We start from the raw sequence: 16,545 nt of genomic DNA on the forward strand, positions 1-16,545 counted from the left end.
CTTACTCCGCCAGCCGCTCGGCGACCCGCAGCACCGAGCTGCGCGAACGGGTGTTTTCAGAGACCTCATGATCAGAAGGCTTGAGCGCCTTGCCGACCGACTTCAATTTGCGACCGCCAGCCAGCTGGGCCTCGGTCAAGGGAATGCCGTAGGGTACTTCCGGCCCCTTCTCGTGCTTGCGAATGAAGTGTTTCACCAGCCGGTCTTCCAGCGAGTGGAAGCTGATCACCGACAGACGGCCATGTGGTGCCAGCACGTCCAATGCACCGTTGAGCGCGGTTTCGATCTCGTCCAGCTCGCTGTTGATATAGATGCGGATGGCCTGGAAACTGCGGGTTGCCGCATGCTTGCCCTTCTCCTTGCTCGGATTGACCCGGGCAATCATCTCAGCCAGCTGACGGGTACGCACGTAAGGCTCGGTCACCCGGTCGTGGACGATGGCGCGGGCGATCTTCTTGGCAAAGCGCTCCTCACCGAAGGTCTTCAGCACCCAGGCGATATCATCCACATCGGCCTTGGCAAGCCACTCGGCGGCGCTCTGGCCGGAGGTGGGGTCCATCCGCATATCGAGCGGACCATCTTTCATAAAGCTGAAGCCGCGCTCGGCATCATCCAGCTGGGGTGAAGAAACCCCCAGATCCAGCAGGAAGCCATCCACTTTGCCCAGCAAACCGCGCTCATCCAGATAGGAGGCGATGCCGGAGAAGGGACCGTGCACGATTTCGAAACGGGGATCCTGGATCTTGGCGGCCTCGGCGATCGCCTGGGGATCGCGGTCGATGGCGATCAGGCGGCCATTTGGGCCAAGGTGCTGCAGGATCAGACGAGAATGACCACCACGGCCAAAAGTACCGTCGACGTAGACACCGTCCGGCTTGATGGCCAGACCTTCAACGGCTTCGTGCAGCAGCACTGTGATGTGTTCAGCGGCTTGGGTCATTTATAAAGAGAAATCCTGTAGTCGTGGTGAGCTTGCCCAATCGTCCCCGGGCAGACCCAAGATGTCGTCATTGACCTGTTGTTGCCAGCGGGCTTCATCCCACAGCTCAAACTTGTTGAGCTGGCCCACCAGCATGATTTTCTTGTCCAGCCCCGCATGGTTGCGCAGTGGCTGGCTGAGCAGCAGACGGCCATTGCCATCCAGCTCGCATTCGGTTGCATGTCCCAGCAGCAGTCGCTGCAAACGGCGCTCTTGCGGATTCATGCTGGAGAGAGTCTTGAGCTTGCGCTCGACCTCTTCCCATTCATTCAGGGGATAAAGCAGCAGACAGGGATGGGCAATATCGATGGTGCAGACCAGCTGGCCGTCGCTTTCATCGCGCAGCCAATCACGGAATTTGGTCGGAATTGCCAGCCGCCCTTTACTGTCCAGGCTGATGGCATGAGCGCCACGCAACAAATTGCAGTCCCTGAAGGTGAGTGAGCAGGAAGATTGCCCCTCTAAAAACCACTTTGATCCACTTTTCCCCACCTTGAAGTTTAAGGACGTGCAGGGGGCTTTTCAAGCAAGGAGATGGGACAGAGGGAACATATTGACGCAGCAATTGCATACCGCAGATTGAGTGGGTTGATTTTCCACAAGTTATTTGGCGTTAGGCTCTGGCGATTAATTGAAATAAGTGAATGAACTGAGAACACACACAATATGCGGGGGCGAACAACCATCCTCGGTTCTATCACCATCTATCGCTGCCATCGTGCCAAATACAAAACTATTCGATTGATTTAAAACATATAATTTCATTCAAAATGACGAGAACAAAAATATCCCGTCAACGAAGCCATATTTCCCATGCATAAAAAAGAGCCCCGCGATAAATCGCAGGGCTCTTCGGAATGAGGTCGGAGTCGGCCTGTAAGCCGGGTTCTGTACCGGGTTTCCCCGGGTAGCAATCATTCCTCTAGGCCAGCAATCGCTCGCTGGCTCAAGCAACCTACCCGCCCCCAACGCGGGCCGCGCCAATAGGGGCCTATTTGGTCTTGCTTCGGGTGGAGTTTACCGTGCCACGAACTGTTACCAGTCGCGCGGTGCGCTCTTACCGCACCCTTTCACCCTTACCTGATCCCTTGCGAGCCATCGGCGGTCTGCTCTCTGTTGCACTGGTCGTAGGCTCACGCCCCCCAGGCGTTACCTGGCACCCTGCCCTGTGAAGCCCGGACTTTCCTCCCCTCCGCCCGTCTGTCCCGAGGGACACAACGACGAAGCAGCGATTGCCCAGCCAACTCCGAGGCGCGGATTATAGCCTTGCGATACGCACGGGGTAAACCGGCAATTCCCGTTTACAGCCATTTATCGCACTTTGCTCCCCGTTTACAGGCTGACTGCTTGTCGGTATGGGGGATTGCAGAGGTCAAAAAACAGTCTGACGACCGATTAACCGACTCAATAGTGCTCGAGACCGTACTTGTAGAGGGCATTCTTCTTCACACCGTGAATCTCGGCGGTCAGGGCGGCCGCTTTTTTCAGTGGCAGCTCGGCCACCAACAGACCCAGAGTACGGATCGCCTCGGCTGGCAGCTCCTCTTCATCTTTGGCGGCGCCAGCCACGACCAACACGATCTCGCCGCGGCAGCGGTTGTCATCCTCGCCAAGCCAAGTCAGCATTTCGGACGCTGGCAGACCGTGGATCGACTCGAAGGTCTTGGTCAGCTCACGGCACACCACCACCTGGCGCTCGCCGAGAATGCGAGCAATCGCTTCCACTGTATCCTGCACACGGCGCGGGGATTCGTAGAACACTAGCGAGCGGGTGTCTTCAATAACGGCTTGCAGGCGATCGTCACGTCCTTTGCTCTTGGCGGGCAAGAAGCCTTCAAAGGCGAAGCGATCGGTGGGCAGACCGGCCGCGCTTAGCGCGGTGATGGCAGCACAGGGACCGGGCAGCGGCACCACCTTGACCCCGGCTTCACGACAGCGGGTGACCAAGTGATAACCGGGGTCGCTGATCAGCGGGGTGCCGGCATCGGAGACCAGCGCAACACTCTTGCCCTCTTTGATCCGGCCGATCAGCACATCGGCTTTCTGCTGCTCGTTGTGATCGTGCAGGGCGAAGGTCGGCACCGAGATTTGGTAGTGGCTGAGCAGGATACCGGTATGACGGGTATCTTCGGCTGCCACCAGATCGACACTGCGTAAAATGTCCAATGCACGCTGGGTGATGTCCGCCAGATTGCCGATCGGAGTGGGGACTATATACAGGGTTGGGATGTCACTCATGGGATCTCCGAGTGCCCCGACAATTGTGTCGCCATATTGGCCCGTTTACACTATGGGGAACTTCAACACTGGTCGGGGAATGAACTTGAACCGGGTTACAAAGCAGCTAAGTGTATCACGACTCTTCGGCATCATACTCGCGGCAGTACTGCTCGCCGCCTGTGCGTCGGAGCCCAATCAACCGTCAGGGCAGTCAGGCATGCCCTCTGCGTTCTCCAATCTGACCAAGAATGCCCAGTGGTATCTTGAGCAGGTGGACCCGGCCAAGCCGGCCGAGGCCTTTACCTGGCAGATGCTGGCGGCACGCAGCTATCTGGCGCTGGGCCAGGCCAAACCGGCCTCGGCACTGTTCCAGCAATTGCAGAAGCAGGCCAAGGATCCCGTTCAGAAGGCGCAGTTGCAACTGCTGCAAGCCCATCTGTTGCTGGCGCAAGGCCACGCCAATCAGGCGCTGATCCTGCTGGAAGGCAAACCCGAGGTGGTGCTGGATGCCGATACCCAGAAGGATTGGTATCGCCAGCGCGTGGTGCTGCAGCTCGACATCAACAACAAGTTTGGCGCTGCCAAGTCGTTGATTGCACTGGAACCCTACCTCAATCAGAGCGAGCAGGCGACCAACCATCAGCAGATCTGGTCGTTGCTCAAAAGCATGACCCCCTCCACCCTGCAAGCGCTGGAAGAGGCTCCGGCCCCTGATGTGACCACCGGCTGGTTGCGACTGGCGGCACTGGTCAACGAGTTTGGCGCCCAGCCGAACCTGCTGGCCCGCCAACTGGCAGGCTGGAAGCGCGACTTCCCCAACCATCCAGCCCAGAAGGATATGCCGGCAGGATTGGGCGATCTGGCGGCCACTGCCAGCACCTCGGTGCAACAGATCGCTGTGCTGCTGCCCCTCTCTGGCAATCTGGAGCCGCAGGGTGCCGCCATCCGTAACGGTATGCTGATGTCTTATAAGGAAAATCAGGGGCAATTCACCCTGAACTTCTACGACACCCAGAGCAAGTCGACCGGCGAGCTTTACAAGCAGGCGATTCAGGAAGGGGCAGACATGATCATCGGCCCGCTGCTGAAAGACCGGGTCGAGGAGCTGCTCAAGGCCAATCCGACCGTGCCAGTACTGGCACTCAACGAGCTGGACAAGCCGGTCGTCAACGACACCACCTACTACTTCTCCCTCTCTGCCGCCGCAGATGCCGCGCAGGCAGCTCAGTACCTTTACACCCAGGGCTACCGCAAACCGCTGCTGATCGCCGCTCAGGGGCGGATCGGTTACAGCAGTATCAAGGCGTTCGAGCAGAGCTGGGCTACCCTGAGCCAGGATAAGCCGGTCGTTGCCACCTTCGGTGCCCGCAACGAAGTGCAGGGGATGGTCAAGAATGCCCTGAGCGGCCGCTCTACCGCCCGAGCTGGTGAAGTGGTGCAACTCTCTGATGCCGCACCGCGCAGCATCGATGCCGTTTATGTGGTGGCCAACAGCCTGGAAACCCGGATGATCAAGCCCTACGTGGATGTATCGGTCAATCCGATGGGCAGCCTGCCCATCTACACCAGCTCCCGTGGCTACGACAGCGCCGCCACCGAGGTCGCCTCCGAGCTCAACGGCATGCATATCGCCGATATGCCGCTGCTGCTGGGCGGCTACGAGAAACAGCGCGAGCAGATCGCCCTGCTCTGGCCGCAGACTCAGGGTGACCTGCTGCGTCTGTTTGCCATGGGCTACGATGCCGTCAGTCTGGCTGAGAACCTGCAGCAGATGCGCAAGGTGGGCGGCATGCAGCAGGCCGGCATGAGCGGTCAGCTGAGCGTGGATGCCCAGGGCAATATCGTACGTCTGCTGAGCTGGGGTACTTACCAGAACGGCAAACTGGTCGACGAGAACGCCGTTCAGCAACTGGAGGAGCCCTCCAATGAAGGAACTATGGAAACGGATGCGCCAGCAGTTGCCGAGCCTGTTCCCCTCACCAACGAGCAAGGGACAGCACTTTGAACAAGTCGCTGAACGCTGGTTGCAGGCTCGAGGCCTGCAACCGGTAGCTCGCAACTACCGCTGTCGTGGCGGTGAAATAGATCTCATCATGCACCAGGGCCAGACCCTGGTGTTTGTTGAGGTGCGCTACCGGGCCACCGGCAGCCATGGCGGGGCCGCCAGCTCGGTCACCCGCAGCAAACAGCACAAGATCATGCTGGCAGCGCGCCACTATTTGAAGCAACATGCCATCAACGAGGCCAATCAGGCCTGCCGATTCGATGTGATTGCGTTCGAGGGCGACCAGCCAGCCTGGATCCAGAACGCATTTTAAGAGGACCCTATGACTGACCGCATCAAAGAGAACTACACCGAAAGCATCCAGACCAAGATAGCCGCCGCCGAGGCGCTGCCGGATGCCATCCATACTGCAGCCCAGATGATCACCATCTGCCTGCTCAATGGCCACAAGGTGCTGGCATGCGGTAACGGTCCTTCTGCCGCACTGGCGCAACTGTTCATCTCCGAGCTGGTCAACTGCTACGAGACCCAGCGCCCCTCCCTGCCCGGCATGGCCCTGACCCCGGACATGGCGACCATCAGCGCCATCGCCACCGACCACGGTTTTGAAGAGGTCTACGCCAAGCAGATCCGCGCGCTGGGCCAGCCTGGCGACATTTTGGTGGTCATCACCACCTCTGGCCACAGCCGCAGCCTGATCAAGGCCGCCGAGGCTGCCCTCTCCCGCGACATGACCATAGTGGTGCTGAGCGGGGGGGACGGTGGCGAAATGGCAGGTCTGCTCGGCCCGAACGATGTGGAGATCCGTGTTCCCTCCGCCCGTCGCCCTCGCATTCTGGAAGTGAACCTGTTGACCCTGCACTGCCTGTGTGATCTCATCGACCAGACACTTTTCCCGCAACAGGAAGATTGAAACCATGAAAAAGCACACTATCCTGCTCGGTCTGCTGGTTAGCACCCTGCTGCTGCAAGGCTGCGCAGCCCTGGTTGTTGGCGGCGCCGCAGGGACTGCCAAGGCCTCTGGCGATCGCCGGACGCTGGGCGCGCAGTGGGATGACCAGACCATAGAGCTGAAAGCGGCCAATCTGCTGGCCGACAACAAACCCCTCAGTGCAGCCAGCAAGATCAGCGTCTACAGCAACAATGGCCGCGTTCTGTTGGTCGGCCAGACACCTTCTGACGTTTACAAGATTGAGGCGGGCAAAATTGTCAGTCGCATCGAAGGGGTTCGCCACGTCTACAACGAATTGCGCATCGGCCAACCTGCCAGTTTCACCACTCGCAGCAATGACTCCTGGATCACCTCCAAGGTGAAAGCCGATATGTTCGGCACCAAGAACTTCGACAGCACCAAGGTCAAGGTGGTCACCGAGAACAGCGAGGTGTTCCTGATTGGTCTGGTGACTCGCCAGGAGGGAGAGCAGGCAGTCAACATCGCCCGCCATGTCACCGGCGTGAAGCGCGTGATCAAGGCCTTCGAATTCGCCCAGAACTAAGCCAACGCGGCATAAAAAACGCAGCCAATCGGCTGCGTTTTTTTATTTGATCACCTTCAGGGTCGGACGACCGCTTGGACGCGGCGGTTCCGGCTCAGGCTCCACCGGCGCTTCGGCCTGCTCCAGCCAGATATCGTAACCCGGCTCGGGCGGGAACATGGTGCCCACGCCGTTCTCCCGGGCATGAATAGCCAGTACGGCTGCCATCGGGATGTAAACCTGCTGGGAGACCCCGCCAAAGCGAGCACTGAAGCTGATAGCCTCGGTATCCATGTGAAATTGCATCACGGCTCGGGGCGCGATATTCAGTACAATTTGCCCGTCCTGAGCAAACTGCATCGGCACCATCACATGGGGAATGTTGACGTTGACCACCAGATGAGGGGTCAGATCGTTGTCCAGCAACCAGTCAAAGAACGCCCGTAACAAGTACGGGCGGCTCGGTGTCATTGTCGGTTCCATGCTCATACGCCAGCACGGATCTCGCGTTCGGCTTCGGTCAGGGAAGCCTGGAAGGACTCACGCTCGAACAGACGAACCATGTAGGCCTTCAGCTCTTTGGCGCCACGACCGGTCAGGTCGATACCAAGACTCGGCAGACGCCACAGCAGCGGTGCCATGTAGCAATCCACCAGACCGAACTCTTCGCTCATGAAATAGGGCATTTCACCGAAGATCGGCGCGATGGCCAGCAGGTTGTCACGCAGTTCGTTGCGTGCTGCTTCAGCATCGGTACCGGCCATGATCTTGTCGGCCAGGGAGTACCAGTCCAGCTCGATGCGGTGCATCATCAGACGGCTGTTACCGCGGGCAACCGGGTAAACAGGCATCAGGGGCGGATGCGGGAAGCGCTCGTCCAGATACTCCATGATGATGCGCGAGGTGTAGAGCGCCAGCTCGCGATCCACCAGGGTCGGTACAGAGTTGTACGGGTTCAGCTCGGCCAGCTCATCCGGCAGATTGGCTGGATCAACCTGGCAGATATCCACGCTAACACCCTTCTCCGCCAGGACAATACGCACCTGATGGCTGAACATATCGTTGGCACCGGAAAACAGCGTCATTACCGAACGCTTATTGGCAGCTACAGCCATTGAACCCTCCCGTCATTAAAAAGCAGAAACGGCAATGAAGCATCTTGGTCTTCATTGCCGTGCATTATATTACCCGTATCTGGTCGCTTAGTGAACGTCGCGCCAGAATTCCTTCTTCAACAGCACAGTGAAGATGAAGAAGATCACGATGAAACCAAGCACCCAGAAGCCCATGCGTTCACGCTCCTGTTGTACCGGTTCAGCCGAGTAGACCAAGAAGTTTACCAGATCCAGTACCGTCTGATCATACTCTTCGTCATCCATTTCACCATTACCGTCAGATTTGATGCCGACAACCTGCTGGGTTTCCACTCCATCGACCGTGTGAGTAGCGAACTCTGCACGGGGGGTTCCCTGCAACGGCTCCAGCACATGGGGCATGCCCACGGACGGAAACACGGCGTTATTCACCCCGAACGGACGGGTCTCATCCACGTAGAAGGAACGCAGATAGGTGTAGATCCAGTCTGCACCGCGCACCCGGGCAACCAGCGTCAGATCGGGGGGCGGCGCACCAAACCACTTGGCGGCATCCTTCTCTGACATGGCACTCTTCATCAGATCACCGACCTTTGCACCGGTGAAAATCAGGTTCTCTTTCATCAAATCTTCGGGGAGCCCGAGATCTTCTGCGACCCGGTTATAGCGCTGATACTGGGTAGAGTGGCACCCGGCGCAATAGTTCATGAAGGTGGCCGCGCCGCGTTGCAGCGATGCCTTGTCACTCAGATCGTAATTGGCTTTGTCCAGATGAACAGCTCCGCCACTTGCAAATACCAGAGATGGCAGCAGGGTCAGCACTGCAAATATTATTCTTTTCATTTAAATGTCACCCTCTCCGGCAGCGGCTTGGTGCTTTCATTCTTGCTATAGAAAAACAGCAGGACGAAGAACCCGAAATATCCCAGTGAACAGATCTGGGCAACCAGCGTCAACGTCGGCGTCGATGGCAGCACCCCCAACACCCCCAAGATGATGAAGCAGACCACAAACTGGGCAATGTTCAGCTTGTGCAGCATGCTGCGATAGCGTACTGAACGCACCTTGCAGCGATCCAGCCACGGCAGCAGGAACAGTACCACGATGGAGAGACCCATCATGATGACGCCAAGCAGCTTGTCCGGCACCGCCCGCAAAATGGCGTAAAACGGCGTGAAGTACCACACAGGCGCAATGTGCTCCGGGGTTTTCAGGCCGTTGGCCACTTCAAAGTTCGGCTTCTCGAGGAAGTAACCCCACATATCCGGTTTGAAGAAGATGATGGCGCAGAAGAAGAACAGGAAGCCTGCCACACCGATCATATCCTTGACGGTGAAGTAAGGGTGGAACGCCACCGCATCCAGCGGCCAGCCGTTTTCGTCCTTGTGCTTCTTGATGTCGATACCGTCCGGGTTGTTGGAGCCCACTTCGTGCAGCGCCAGAATGTGCATGGCAACCAGCATCACCAGCACCAGCGGCAACGCGATGACATGCAGCGCGAAGAAGCGGTTCAGGGTCGCACCGGAGATCACGTAGTCACCGCGGATCCATAGGGTCAGATCGTCACCGATGACCGGAATGGCGCCAAACAGCGAGATGATGACCTGAGCCCCCCAGAATGACATCTGGCCCCAGGGCAGCAAGTAGCCCATAAAGGCCTCTGCCATCAGCACCAGGAAGATCAGCATGCCGAAGATCCACAACAGTTCACGAGGCTTCTGATAAGAGCCATAGATCATGCCGCGGAACATGTGCATGTAGACCACGATGAAGAATGCAGACGCACCGGTTGAGTGCATGTAACGCAACAACCAGCCGTACTCCACATCGCGCATGATGTACTCCACGGACGCAAACGCACCTTCCGCGGAGGGGTTGTAGTTCATGGTCAGCCAGATACCGGTGATGATCTGGTTAACCAGCACCAGCATGGCCAGCGAGCCGAAGAAGTACCAGAAGTTCAGGTTCTTCGGTGCCGGATACTTGGCCATGTGGTCGTTGTACATGGCCGTGAGCGGGAATCGATAATCGATCCAGCCCATCAGTTTACTCAACATGGTCAGGCCTCCTTGCCATCGGCACCGACCTGGATGGTGGTGTCATTAATGAATTGATAGGGCGGAATGACCAGGTTCAGCGGTGCAGGCACCCCCTGGAACACACGGCCGGCCATGTCGAACTTAGAGCCATGGCACGGGCAGAAGAAGCCGGACGTAACGCCCTGCACCTGCTCGCCAAAGCTGTCAGGCAGATAGGAAGGTGAACACCCCAAGTGGGTGCAAATACCGACCGCGACAAAAATTTCGGGCTTGATCGATCTGTACCCGTTATGGGCATAGTCAGGCTGCTGCGGCTCTTCAGATGAGGGATCCCGCAGCTTGTCATCATGCGCGGCCAAGGCATCCAGCGTCTGTTTGGTGCGTTTCACCACCCAGACAGGCTTGCCTCGCCACTCGACACGGATGAGCTGACCCGGTTCCAACTTGCTGATATCGACTTCAACCGGCGCACCGGCTGCTTTGGCCTTGGCGCTCGGATTCCATGACTTTATAAACGGCACTGCGGTAAACGCAGCTCCTACCCCACCAACGGCAACCGTTGACCAGGTAAGAAATCTGCGGCGACCGGTATCAACTGGCGCATTGCTCATCCAAAAACTCTCCCATGTGGACTCCGCACATTCTTATAGTGTCCCTGTTCCCCATTTTTCCCGTGACAACAGCGGCGGAAGCTGGATTTACAATTGCCACAGAAAACAGGGGAAATTTTAAAGAAAAGATAACAACTTGACAAGAAAGAGCGGTGAGCAATGAAAACAATAAAGAAACAATTTTTTGTCTTTTGTGACGCGTGGTTAGCATTGATGTCGGTAATATTACCAATAAAAAAAGCCTGGCAACCGCCAGGCTTTTTTGACACTCGAAAGAGTGAGTACCAAAAGCGAATTAACGCTTGGAGTACTGCGGACGCTTACGAGCTTTGTGCAGACCAACTTTCTTACGCTCAACCTTACGGGCATCACGAGTAACAAAGCCAGCTTTACGCAGTTCGGAACGCAGGGTTTCGTCGTACTGCATCAGAGCACGAGTGATACCGTGGCGGATCGCACCAGCTTGACCGGAGATGCCACCACCGTTAACGGTGATGTACAGGTCCAGTTTCTCGGTCATCTCAACCAGTTCCAGCGGCTGACGAACTACCATGCGGGCAGTCGGACGGCCGAAGTACTGCTCCAGGGAGCGCTGGTTGATTACGATCTTGCCGCTACCCGCTTTGATAAATACGCGAGCAGTGGAGCTTTTGCGACGGCCGGTACCGTAGTATTGATTTTCTGCCATGTTGCCAGTTCCCGATTAGATATCCAGTACTTGAGGTTGCTGAGCAGCATGAGCATGCTCGGCGCCTGCGTAAACTTTCAGTTTACGGAACATGGCACGGCCCAGAGGACCTTTCGGCAGCATGCCTTTGACGGCTGCTTCGATTACCATTTCCGGTTTACGCTGAATCAGCTTGTCGAAGCTGATTGACTTGATACCACCCGGGAAACCGGAGTGAGCGTGGTACATTTTGTCGGTAAATTTCTTACCGGTTACGTGTACCTTCTCAGCGTTTACAACGATGATGTAATCACCGGTGTCAACGTGCGGAGTGTACTCAGCTTTGTGCTTACCACGCAGACGAGCAGCGATCTCGGTTGCGATACGACCCAGAGTTTTACCTTCTGCGTCCACAATGTACCAGTCACGTTTTACGGTTTCTGGCTTGGCAACGAAAGTTTTCATTAAGTTAAACCCAATTACCTGTTACAGACCCAATTGCTTATGGGGGCTCTCCCACAAACAACAAACGATGGCCTACCTGTACCCCTTCGAATACAAGTAAAGCTTAAAGTGTTGCTGTCTTATCGACAGCTGTAACGTGGGCCGGGCGATTATAAGTGAAGTTGCCTTAAATATCACCTGCTAATTTCACTGCCATGAAACCAGCAAATGTCGCCCGGCCCTACCTGCCGCAGATGCCCATCCGACTGGCAGGCGCGGTATTGTGACTAAGGAAGGTGCACTCTGGCAAGGTATTCGTGCGATTGCATTTCCTGAAGCCGCGAAAGACAGCGTTGGAATTCGAAATTCAGCAGCCCTTCGCCGTAGAGTTCTGTCATGGGAACCGCCGCCGACATGATGAGTTTGACGTGCCGTTCGTAGAACTCATCGACCATGGCAATGAAGCGGCGAGCCGCGTCATCCGTGCCTGTGCCCATTGGCTGCACATTCGCCAGCAGAACAGTATGGAATAGCCTGGCCAGCTCGATATAGTCGTTCTGGGAGCGGGGAGTACAGCAAAGTTGCTCAAATTCCATATAGAGCACCCCTTCCCCCATTCCGAGCGACGTCAGCTGACGATGATTGACCTCGAACGCCCCCTCGCAAGCCGTATGCCCACCGGTTAATTGCTGAAAATAGCGGTCAAGATTGGCTTTTGCCTGCAAATCCAGCGGGCAGTGATAAATCTCGGCTTGTTCCAGCGTACGCAGGCGATAGTCGATACCGCCATCTACGTTAAGTACCTCGCAATGAAGCTCGATCAGCTCGATAGCTGGCAGAAAACGAGCTCGCTGCAGCCCGTTGCGATAAAGATCCTTTGGCGGAATATTTGAAGTGGCGACCAGCACAACACCGTGACCAAACAGCTCCTGAAACAGCGTGCCCAGCAACATGGCATCGGTGATGTCGGAGACAAAAAATTCGTCGAAACAGATGATGTCTGTCTCGCTGGCAAGCTTGCTGGCCACCAGTTTGAGGGGATCGGACTGCCCGCTCAACCCCTGCAATTCATCGTGAATGCGGTGCATGAAACGGTGGAAATGGCTGCGCATCTTGCGCGTCCCCGGCAGGCTGTCGAAAAAGGTATCCATCAGCCAGGTCTTGCCTCGGCCCACTCCGCCCCACATATAGATACCGAGGACGGGCTCCGGCTGCTTGGGCTTTTGCAGCCAACCCAGCAACCCTCGAGATCTGGTCGGAGTCGGGCGCCGTAGCAAATCCTGATACAGTCGCTCCAGCCTGCTAATGGCCATCCCCTGCGCGGGGTCGGCCACAAAGCCGGGGCGCAGCAGATCCTGCTGGTATTTTTGCTGCGGTGTCATCCTTGAGCGCCTCTCCAAGTCCCTGAATCGAGGACAAAATGGTATCACGGCCTCAGGACGCACGGTATAGTGCCATCAAGGCATGGCGGTTATGACGACCGCATAAACCCACTCTGTTTTAGCTGTAACAAGGAGCATCTATGAGTCTGTTAACTGGGATCCTGCTGGCTGTCGCGGCCCTGATTATCGGTATCGTTCTCGGCCGTTTTTCGGTACGCAGCCGCGATGCCGGCCGTCTGGAACAGGAACTGAAAAAGGCCCACAAGGAGCTTGAAAGCTATCAGGGCCAAATCAATACCCACTTCGCCGACAGCGCCGCGCTGATGGAGCAACTGGCCGAGCAGTATCAGACCCTCTATCGCCACATGGCCGAGCAGAGCAAATTCCTGGCCAAGGCACAGGAACCGCTGTTCCGTGAATCATTGGTAGAAGAAGCCCCAACCAAAGAAGCAGATGAGCCGGGCGTCCCGCCTCGCGACTATGCCGGCGCCTCTTCCGGACTGCTCAAACAACCAAATTAGTTCCTCGCGGAACTAATTGGCCAGCCCTGTGGTCTGACCTTGACGATTGCAATGCAACTTTTTCTGGGAGCTGTTTTTCATATGCGTAAACCTCTTTCCATGCTCAGTGTGCTAGCCCTCAGCGTCGGTATCGCCATGTCTGCGGCCCCTGCTCAGGCCGCACTGCCTTCCCTGTTAGGCTCTAATCAGGAGATGCCAAGTCTGGCCCCCGTTCTCGAACAGGTCACTCCTGCCGTAGTTAATATCTCTGTCTCCGGCAAGAAGATCACCCGCCAGCGTCTGCCGGAACAATTCCGTTTCTTCTTCGGTCCCAATATGCCCGATGAACAGGTGAGCGAGCAGCCGTTCCAGGCACTCGGCTCCGGTGTCATCGTCGATGCCAAGAAGGGTTACGTGATCACCAACGCCCACGTGGTTCACGAGGCGGACGAGATCAAGGTCACTCTGAAGGATGGTCGTGAATATGCGGCCAAGAAGATCGGTGAAGACAAGCAGTCCGACATCGCCCTGCTGCAAATCAAGGCCGAGGATCTGGTGCAGATCAAGTTCGCCGACTCCGACGAGCTGCGGGTGGGTGACTATGCGTTGGCAATCGGCAACCCGTTTGGTCTGGGTCAGACCGTCACATCAGGTATCGTCAGCGCGCTCGGTCGCAGCGGCCTCAACATCGAGAATCTGGAAAACTTCATCCAGACCGATGCGGCCATCAACTCAGGTAACTCGGGCGGTGCCCTGCTCAATCTGCGTGGCGAGCTGATCGGTATCAACACCGCGATTCTGGGCCCGAACGGCGGCAACATCGGCATCGGCTTTGCCATCCCCTCCAACATGGTGCGGGATCTGACCGAGCAGATCGTCAAGTACGGTGAAGTGCGTCGCGGTCAGCTGGGCATTACCGGTACCGAACTCACCTCAGACATCGCCAAGACCTTCGGCTACAACAAGAAGGATGGCGCCTTCGTCAACCAGGTCATGCCTGACTCCGCCGCAGACAAGGCGGGCATCAAGGCGGGCGATATCATCGTCAGCATCGATGGCAAGCCGGTTCGCTCCTTCGGCGAGCTACGTGCCAAGATCGCCACCATGGGCGCTGGCAAGCAGGTCGAGCTGGGACTGATCCGCGATGGCAAGTCACAAACGGCCAAAGTGACCCTGAAGCAGGCCGATGACAGCGAAGTGCGCGCCAGCGCGCTGCATCCGGCACTGGAAGGGGCCAAGCTGAGCACCACTACCGATCCGGTCTCCGGCGTCGCCGTGGCCGACATTGATCCCCGTTCTCCGGCAGCCGCTTCCGGCCTGCAGAAGGGGGACATCATCATCGGGGTCAACCGTCTGCGCATCAACACGTTGGGCGAGCTGAGCAAGGCGCTCAAGAACAAGCCTGACGTACTGGCGCTCAATATCCAGCGCGGCGACTCCTCGCTCTATCTGGTGATCCGCTAACCCCCTGATGGTTCAACAACCTCTCTATCACCCGCGGCCTTCGCCGCGGGTGATTTTTATCCATCGATAGTGTTATTCTCTGCCCGCAGCCTGTACGGATGAGAATGACATGAAAATTTTCCCTTTAGTCAGTTACTTGGGCAAGTCTGTCGGTTTCGGTTTGACCGTCGCGGCGCTGCTGTTGCTGCTGTTTCCCAATTTTCGCGGTGGCGCCCAACTCCCGGGGCTCATCACCAATGCCCGAGAACTGAGTTTCTCCTATGCCGCTCATCGGGCCGGCCCCGCCGTCGTCAACATCTACACCCGCAGCTTTGCTCCTAACCAGGGCAATCAGGGAGAACTGCGTCCACAAGGACTGGGCTCCGGCGTCATCATGACCCAGCGCGGCTACGTGCTGACCAACTACCACGTCATCGCTGACGCCGACCAGATCATCGTAGCCCTGCAGGATGGCCGGGTTTTCAGTGCCGAGCTGGTCGGCACAGACCCGCTGACCGACCTTGCCGTGCTCTATATCGAGTCAGATAACCTGCCGGTAATCCCGCAAGATCCGGAGCGGTTGCCAGAAGTGGGCGATGTAGTACTCGCCATCGGCAATCCCTACAACGTCGGCCAGACCATCACCCAGGGCATCATCAGCGCGACTGGCCGCACCGGTCTCTCCAGCATGGGGCCGGACAGCAATGGCCGGCAGGATCTGCTGCAGACCGATGCCGCCATCAACGAGGGCAACTCGGGTGGCGCGCTGGTCAACGGCCGTGGCGATCTGGTGGGCATCAACACCGCCACTTATCACCTCAACGGCAATCAGGAGAGCTACGGCATCAGCTTTGCCATCCCCTACCGGCTGGCGAAGCGGATCATGGATGAGCTGATCACCAATGGCAGGGTCATTCGCGGCTACCTTGGGATATCCAGCGTCGAGATCAACCCGATAATCGCGCGGATGATGAATCTCGGCGATCTGCGTGGTCTGGTAGTGAAGAGTCTGGATCCCTACGGTCCAGCAGCCAAAGGCGGTCTGCAACGAGGGGATGTGCTGCTCAAGATCAACGGCGAAGCCATCAGCGGTCCCAGAGCCGCCTTGGACAAGATCGCCGAGAGCCGCCCCGGCACCAAGCTGACCATATCGGTGTTACGCTCCGGCAAGCCGCTGGAAGTGGTGGTCACCATTGAAGAGGATGTGCGCTATCAGAACCGGGCTGGAGTCAGCAATGTCTCATCGGCCAGCTAACGCGGCAAAGGTCTATTGCATCAGCCTGCAGCCTGTTAGGCTGCGCCTAACTCTCATTTCTCCATGGAACTACATAGTCAGCCATGTCATGCCGCAATAGCGCGACCGAATACAAGTGAAAGGAATAGAAGAAGAACGAGGAGTGACTACTCCTCGTTGAAGCCGGAGGTGAACAGCTCCACCACGGCTGCCAGGGCCTCGACCTCTTCGGGCCCCTCAACCTGTACTTCCACCTGCCGCCCTTGCGCGGAATCCAGCATCAGCAGGCCGATGATGCTGTCAGCATCGGCCTCCACACCATCTTCATTGCGCAGCAGCACGTGGGCATCGAAACCCTGCACCAGCTCGAACAGCATCATGGCTGGTCTGGCATGAATACCCAGCTTGTTTTTCACTTCAACCGAGGCGGAAACAGTCATCGGGTCGTCCTA

General features: G+C 57.2%; 19 protein-coding genes and 1 other RNA gene. 7 read left to right on the plus strand and 13 right to left on the minus strand.

Annotated features, from left to right (window positions below; genetic code table 11):
- Window position 1: 1 nt before the first annotated feature.
- The 4 genes from rsmH to rsmI all read right to left on the minus strand — a co-directional run bounded on the left by rsmH (window position 2) and on the right by rsmI (window position 3,217).
- Window positions 2–940, minus strand: a complete 939-nt coding sequence (gene rsmH / locus ACTG2G_RS09100; protein ID WP_421206666.1) for a 16S rRNA (cytosine(1402)-N(4))-methyltransferase RsmH — start codon at window positions 938–940, stop codon at window positions 2–4.
- Window positions 941–1,399: a division/cell wall cluster transcriptional repressor MraZ gene (gene mraZ / locus ACTG2G_RS09105; protein ID WP_013723406.1), complete on the minus strand. Its 459-nt coding sequence runs from the start codon at window positions 1,397–1,399 to the stop codon at window positions 941–943.
- A 441-nt stretch (window positions 1,400–1,840) separates the two neighbouring features.
- An RNA gene (gene rnpB, locus ACTG2G_RS09110) (RNase P RNA component class A) lies at window positions 1,841–2,227 on the minus strand.
- A gap of 156 nt (window positions 2,228–2,383) precedes the next feature.
- Complete coding sequence (gene rsmI, locus ACTG2G_RS09115; protein ID WP_421387527.1) at window positions 2,384–3,217, minus strand: 16S rRNA (cytidine(1402)-2'-O)-methyltransferase; 834 nt, start codon at window positions 3,215–3,217, stop codon at window positions 2,384–2,386.
- 199 nt (window positions 3,218–3,416) lie between these two features.
- On the opposite strand from rsmI, the gene ACTG2G_RS09120 reads away from it, so the two are divergent.
- Genes ACTG2G_RS09120 through dolP form a run of 4 tightly spaced genes read left to right on the plus strand, consistent with a single transcriptional unit; the run spans window position 3,417 to window position 6,700 of the window.
- Window positions 3,417–5,204 carry a penicillin-binding protein activator gene (locus ACTG2G_RS09120; RefSeq protein ID WP_421387525.1) on the plus strand — a complete coding sequence of 596 codons (1,788 nt, stop codon included), beginning with the start codon at window positions 3,417–3,419 and terminating at the stop codon, window positions 5,202–5,204.
- Window positions 5,146–5,517, plus strand: coding sequence for a YraN family protein (locus tag ACTG2G_RS09125; protein WP_005355127.1), 372 nt, complete (start codon window positions 5,146–5,148; stop codon window positions 5,515–5,517). The genes ACTG2G_RS09120 and ACTG2G_RS09125 overlap by 59 nt, the downstream gene beginning before the upstream one ends.
- A gap of 9 nt (window positions 5,518–5,526) precedes the next feature.
- On the plus strand, window positions 5,527–6,117 hold the full coding sequence (locus tag ACTG2G_RS09130; RefSeq protein WP_005336275.1) for a D-sedoheptulose-7-phosphate isomerase: 591 nt from the start codon (window positions 5,527–5,529) through the stop codon (window positions 6,115–6,117).
- 4 nt (window positions 6,118–6,121) lie between these two features.
- Window positions 6,122–6,700: a division/outer membrane stress-associated lipid-binding lipoprotein gene (gene dolP / locus ACTG2G_RS09135; protein ID WP_043821894.1), complete on the plus strand. Its 579-nt coding sequence runs from the start codon at window positions 6,122–6,124 to the stop codon at window positions 6,698–6,700.
- A 42-nt stretch (window positions 6,701–6,742) separates the two neighbouring features.
- Here dolP and ACTG2G_RS09140 read toward each other — a convergent pair whose 3' ends face one another.
- From ACTG2G_RS09140 to zapE, 8 genes are all read right to left on the minus strand, one after another.
- Window positions 6,743–7,168 carry a ClpXP protease specificity-enhancing factor gene (locus ACTG2G_RS09140; RefSeq protein ID WP_265061980.1) on the minus strand — a complete coding sequence of 142 codons (426 nt, stop codon included), beginning with the start codon at window positions 7,166–7,168 and terminating at the stop codon, window positions 6,743–6,745.
- Window positions 7,165–7,794: a stringent starvation protein SspA gene (gene sspA, locus ACTG2G_RS09145; RefSeq protein WP_005336279.1), complete on the minus strand. Its 630-nt coding sequence runs from the start codon at window positions 7,792–7,794 to the stop codon at window positions 7,165–7,167. Before sspA ends, ACTG2G_RS09140 begins: the two co-directional genes overlap by 4 nt.
- A gap of 87 nt (window positions 7,795–7,881) precedes the next feature.
- On the minus strand, window positions 7,882–8,616 hold the full coding sequence (locus tag ACTG2G_RS09150) for a cytochrome c1 (RefSeq protein ID WP_421387521.1): 735 nt from the start codon (window positions 8,614–8,616) through the stop codon (window positions 7,882–7,884).
- Entirely contained in the window at window positions 8,613–9,830 is a 1,218-nt protein-coding gene (locus tag ACTG2G_RS09155; protein WP_005336282.1) for a cytochrome b, read from the minus strand. Before ACTG2G_RS09155 ends, ACTG2G_RS09150 begins: the two co-directional genes overlap by 4 nt.
- A gap of 2 nt (window positions 9,831–9,832) precedes the next feature.
- Window positions 9,833–10,423 (minus strand): ubiquinol-cytochrome c reductase iron-sulfur subunit, encoded by a 591-nt coding sequence (gene petA / locus ACTG2G_RS09160; protein ID WP_005336284.1) that lies wholly within the window; start codon window positions 10,421–10,423, stop codon window positions 9,833–9,835.
- Between the two features lie 295 nt (window positions 10,424–10,718).
- Window positions 10,719–11,111 carry a 30S ribosomal protein S9 gene (gene rpsI, locus ACTG2G_RS09165; protein ID WP_005336286.1) on the minus strand — a complete coding sequence of 131 codons (393 nt, stop codon included), beginning with the start codon at window positions 11,109–11,111 and terminating at the stop codon, window positions 10,719–10,721.
- Between the two features lie 15 nt (window positions 11,112–11,126).
- Window positions 11,127–11,555: a 50S ribosomal protein L13 gene (rplM, locus tag ACTG2G_RS09170; protein WP_005336289.1), complete on the minus strand. Its 429-nt coding sequence runs from the start codon at window positions 11,553–11,555 to the stop codon at window positions 11,127–11,129.
- A gap of 266 nt (window positions 11,556–11,821) precedes the next feature.
- On the minus strand, window positions 11,822–12,916 hold the full coding sequence (gene zapE, locus ACTG2G_RS09175) for a cell division protein ZapE (RefSeq protein ID WP_216952218.1): 1,095 nt from the start codon (window positions 12,914–12,916) through the stop codon (window positions 11,822–11,824).
- Window positions 12,917–13,056: 140 nt separating this feature from the next.
- On the opposite strand from zapE, the gene ACTG2G_RS09180 reads away from it, so the two are divergent.
- From ACTG2G_RS09180 to degS, 3 genes are all read left to right on the plus strand, one after another.
- Window positions 13,057–13,437 (plus strand): YhcB family protein, encoded by a 381-nt coding sequence (locus tag ACTG2G_RS09180; RefSeq protein WP_216952219.1) that lies wholly within the window; start codon window positions 13,057–13,059, stop codon window positions 13,435–13,437.
- 81 nt (window positions 13,438–13,518) lie between these two features.
- The gene (locus ACTG2G_RS09185) at window positions 13,519–14,880 is read left to right on the plus strand and encodes a Do family serine endopeptidase (protein WP_216952220.1); all 1,362 of its coding nucleotides are present in this window, start codon (window positions 13,519–13,521) and stop codon (window positions 14,878–14,880) included.
- Between the two features lie 109 nt (window positions 14,881–14,989).
- A complete protein-coding gene (gene degS / locus ACTG2G_RS09190) occupies window positions 14,990–16,114 on the plus strand; it encodes an outer membrane-stress sensor serine endopeptidase DegS (protein WP_216952221.1) in 1,125 nt (374 codons plus the stop codon).
- A 146-nt stretch (window positions 16,115–16,260) separates the two neighbouring features.
- Here the strand turns inward: degS and npr are convergent, their stop codons facing one another.
- Window positions 16,261–16,533, minus strand: coding sequence for a PTS phosphocarrier protein NPr (gene npr, locus ACTG2G_RS09195; RefSeq protein WP_005336318.1), 273 nt, complete (start codon window positions 16,531–16,533; stop codon window positions 16,261–16,263).
- Between the last annotated feature and the right edge of the window lie 12 nt (window positions 16,534–16,545).

It is taken from the genome of Aeromonas sp. 55A, from assembly GCF_051919665.1.
GTDB classification, from domain to species: domain Bacteria; phylum Pseudomonadota; class Gammaproteobacteria; order Enterobacterales; family Aeromonadaceae; genus Aeromonas; species Aeromonas veronii.

Coding starts and splice junctions, on each gene's coding strand:
- rplM (WP_005336289.1), bottom strand. CDS start 11,555: ATGAAAACTTTCGTTGCCAAGCCAGAAACCGTAAAACGTGACTGGTAC.
- dolP (WP_043821894.1), top strand. CDS start 6,122: ATGAAAAAGCACACTATCCTGCTCGGTCTGCTGGTTAGCACCCTGCTG.
- rsmH (WP_421206666.1), bottom strand. CDS start 940: ATGACCCAAGCCGCTGAACACATCACAGTGCTGCTGCACGAAGCCGTT.
- ACTG2G_RS09155 (WP_005336282.1), bottom strand. CDS start 9,830: ATGTTGAGTAAACTGATGGGCTGGATCGATTATCGATTCCCGCTCACG.
- sspA (WP_005336279.1), bottom strand. CDS start 7,794: ATGGCTGTAGCTGCCAATAAGCGTTCGGTAATGACGCTGTTTTCCGGT.
- npr (WP_005336318.1), bottom strand. CDS start 16,533: ATGACTGTTTCCGCCTCGGTTGAAGTGAAAAACAAGCTGGGTATTCAT.
- rsmI (WP_421387527.1), bottom strand. CDS start 3,217: ATGAGTGACATCCCAACCCTGTATATAGTCCCCACTCCGATCGGCAAT.
- zapE (WP_216952218.1), bottom strand. CDS start 12,916: ATGACACCGCAGCAAAAATACCAGCAGGATCTGCTGCGCCCCGGCTTT.
- degS (WP_216952221.1), top strand. CDS start 14,990: ATGAAAATTTTCCCTTTAGTCAGTTACTTGGGCAAGTCTGTCGGTTTC.
- ACTG2G_RS09130 (WP_005336275.1), top strand. CDS start 5,527: ATGACTGACCGCATCAAAGAGAACTACACCGAAAGCATCCAGACCAAG.
- petA (WP_005336284.1), bottom strand. CDS start 10,423: ATGAGCAATGCGCCAGTTGATACCGGTCGCCGCAGATTTCTTACCTGG.
- ACTG2G_RS09120 (WP_421387525.1), top strand. CDS start 3,417: ATGCCCTCTGCGTTCTCCAATCTGACCAAGAATGCCCAGTGGTATCTT.
- ACTG2G_RS09125 (WP_005355127.1), top strand. CDS start 5,146: ATGCGCCAGCAGTTGCCGAGCCTGTTCCCCTCACCAACGAGCAAGGGA.
- ACTG2G_RS09180 (WP_216952219.1), top strand. CDS start 13,057: ATGAGTCTGTTAACTGGGATCCTGCTGGCTGTCGCGGCCCTGATTATC.
- rpsI (WP_005336286.1), bottom strand. CDS start 11,111: ATGGCAGAAAATCAATACTACGGTACCGGCCGTCGCAAAAGCTCCACT.
- ACTG2G_RS09150 (WP_421387521.1), bottom strand. CDS start 8,616: ATGAAAAGAATAATATTTGCAGTGCTGACCCTGCTGCCATCTCTGGTA.
- ACTG2G_RS09140 (WP_265061980.1), bottom strand. CDS start 7,168: ATGAGCATGGAACCGACAATGACACCGAGCCGCCCGTACTTGTTACGG.
- ACTG2G_RS09185 (WP_216952220.1), top strand. CDS start 13,519: ATGCGTAAACCTCTTTCCATGCTCAGTGTGCTAGCCCTCAGCGTCGGT.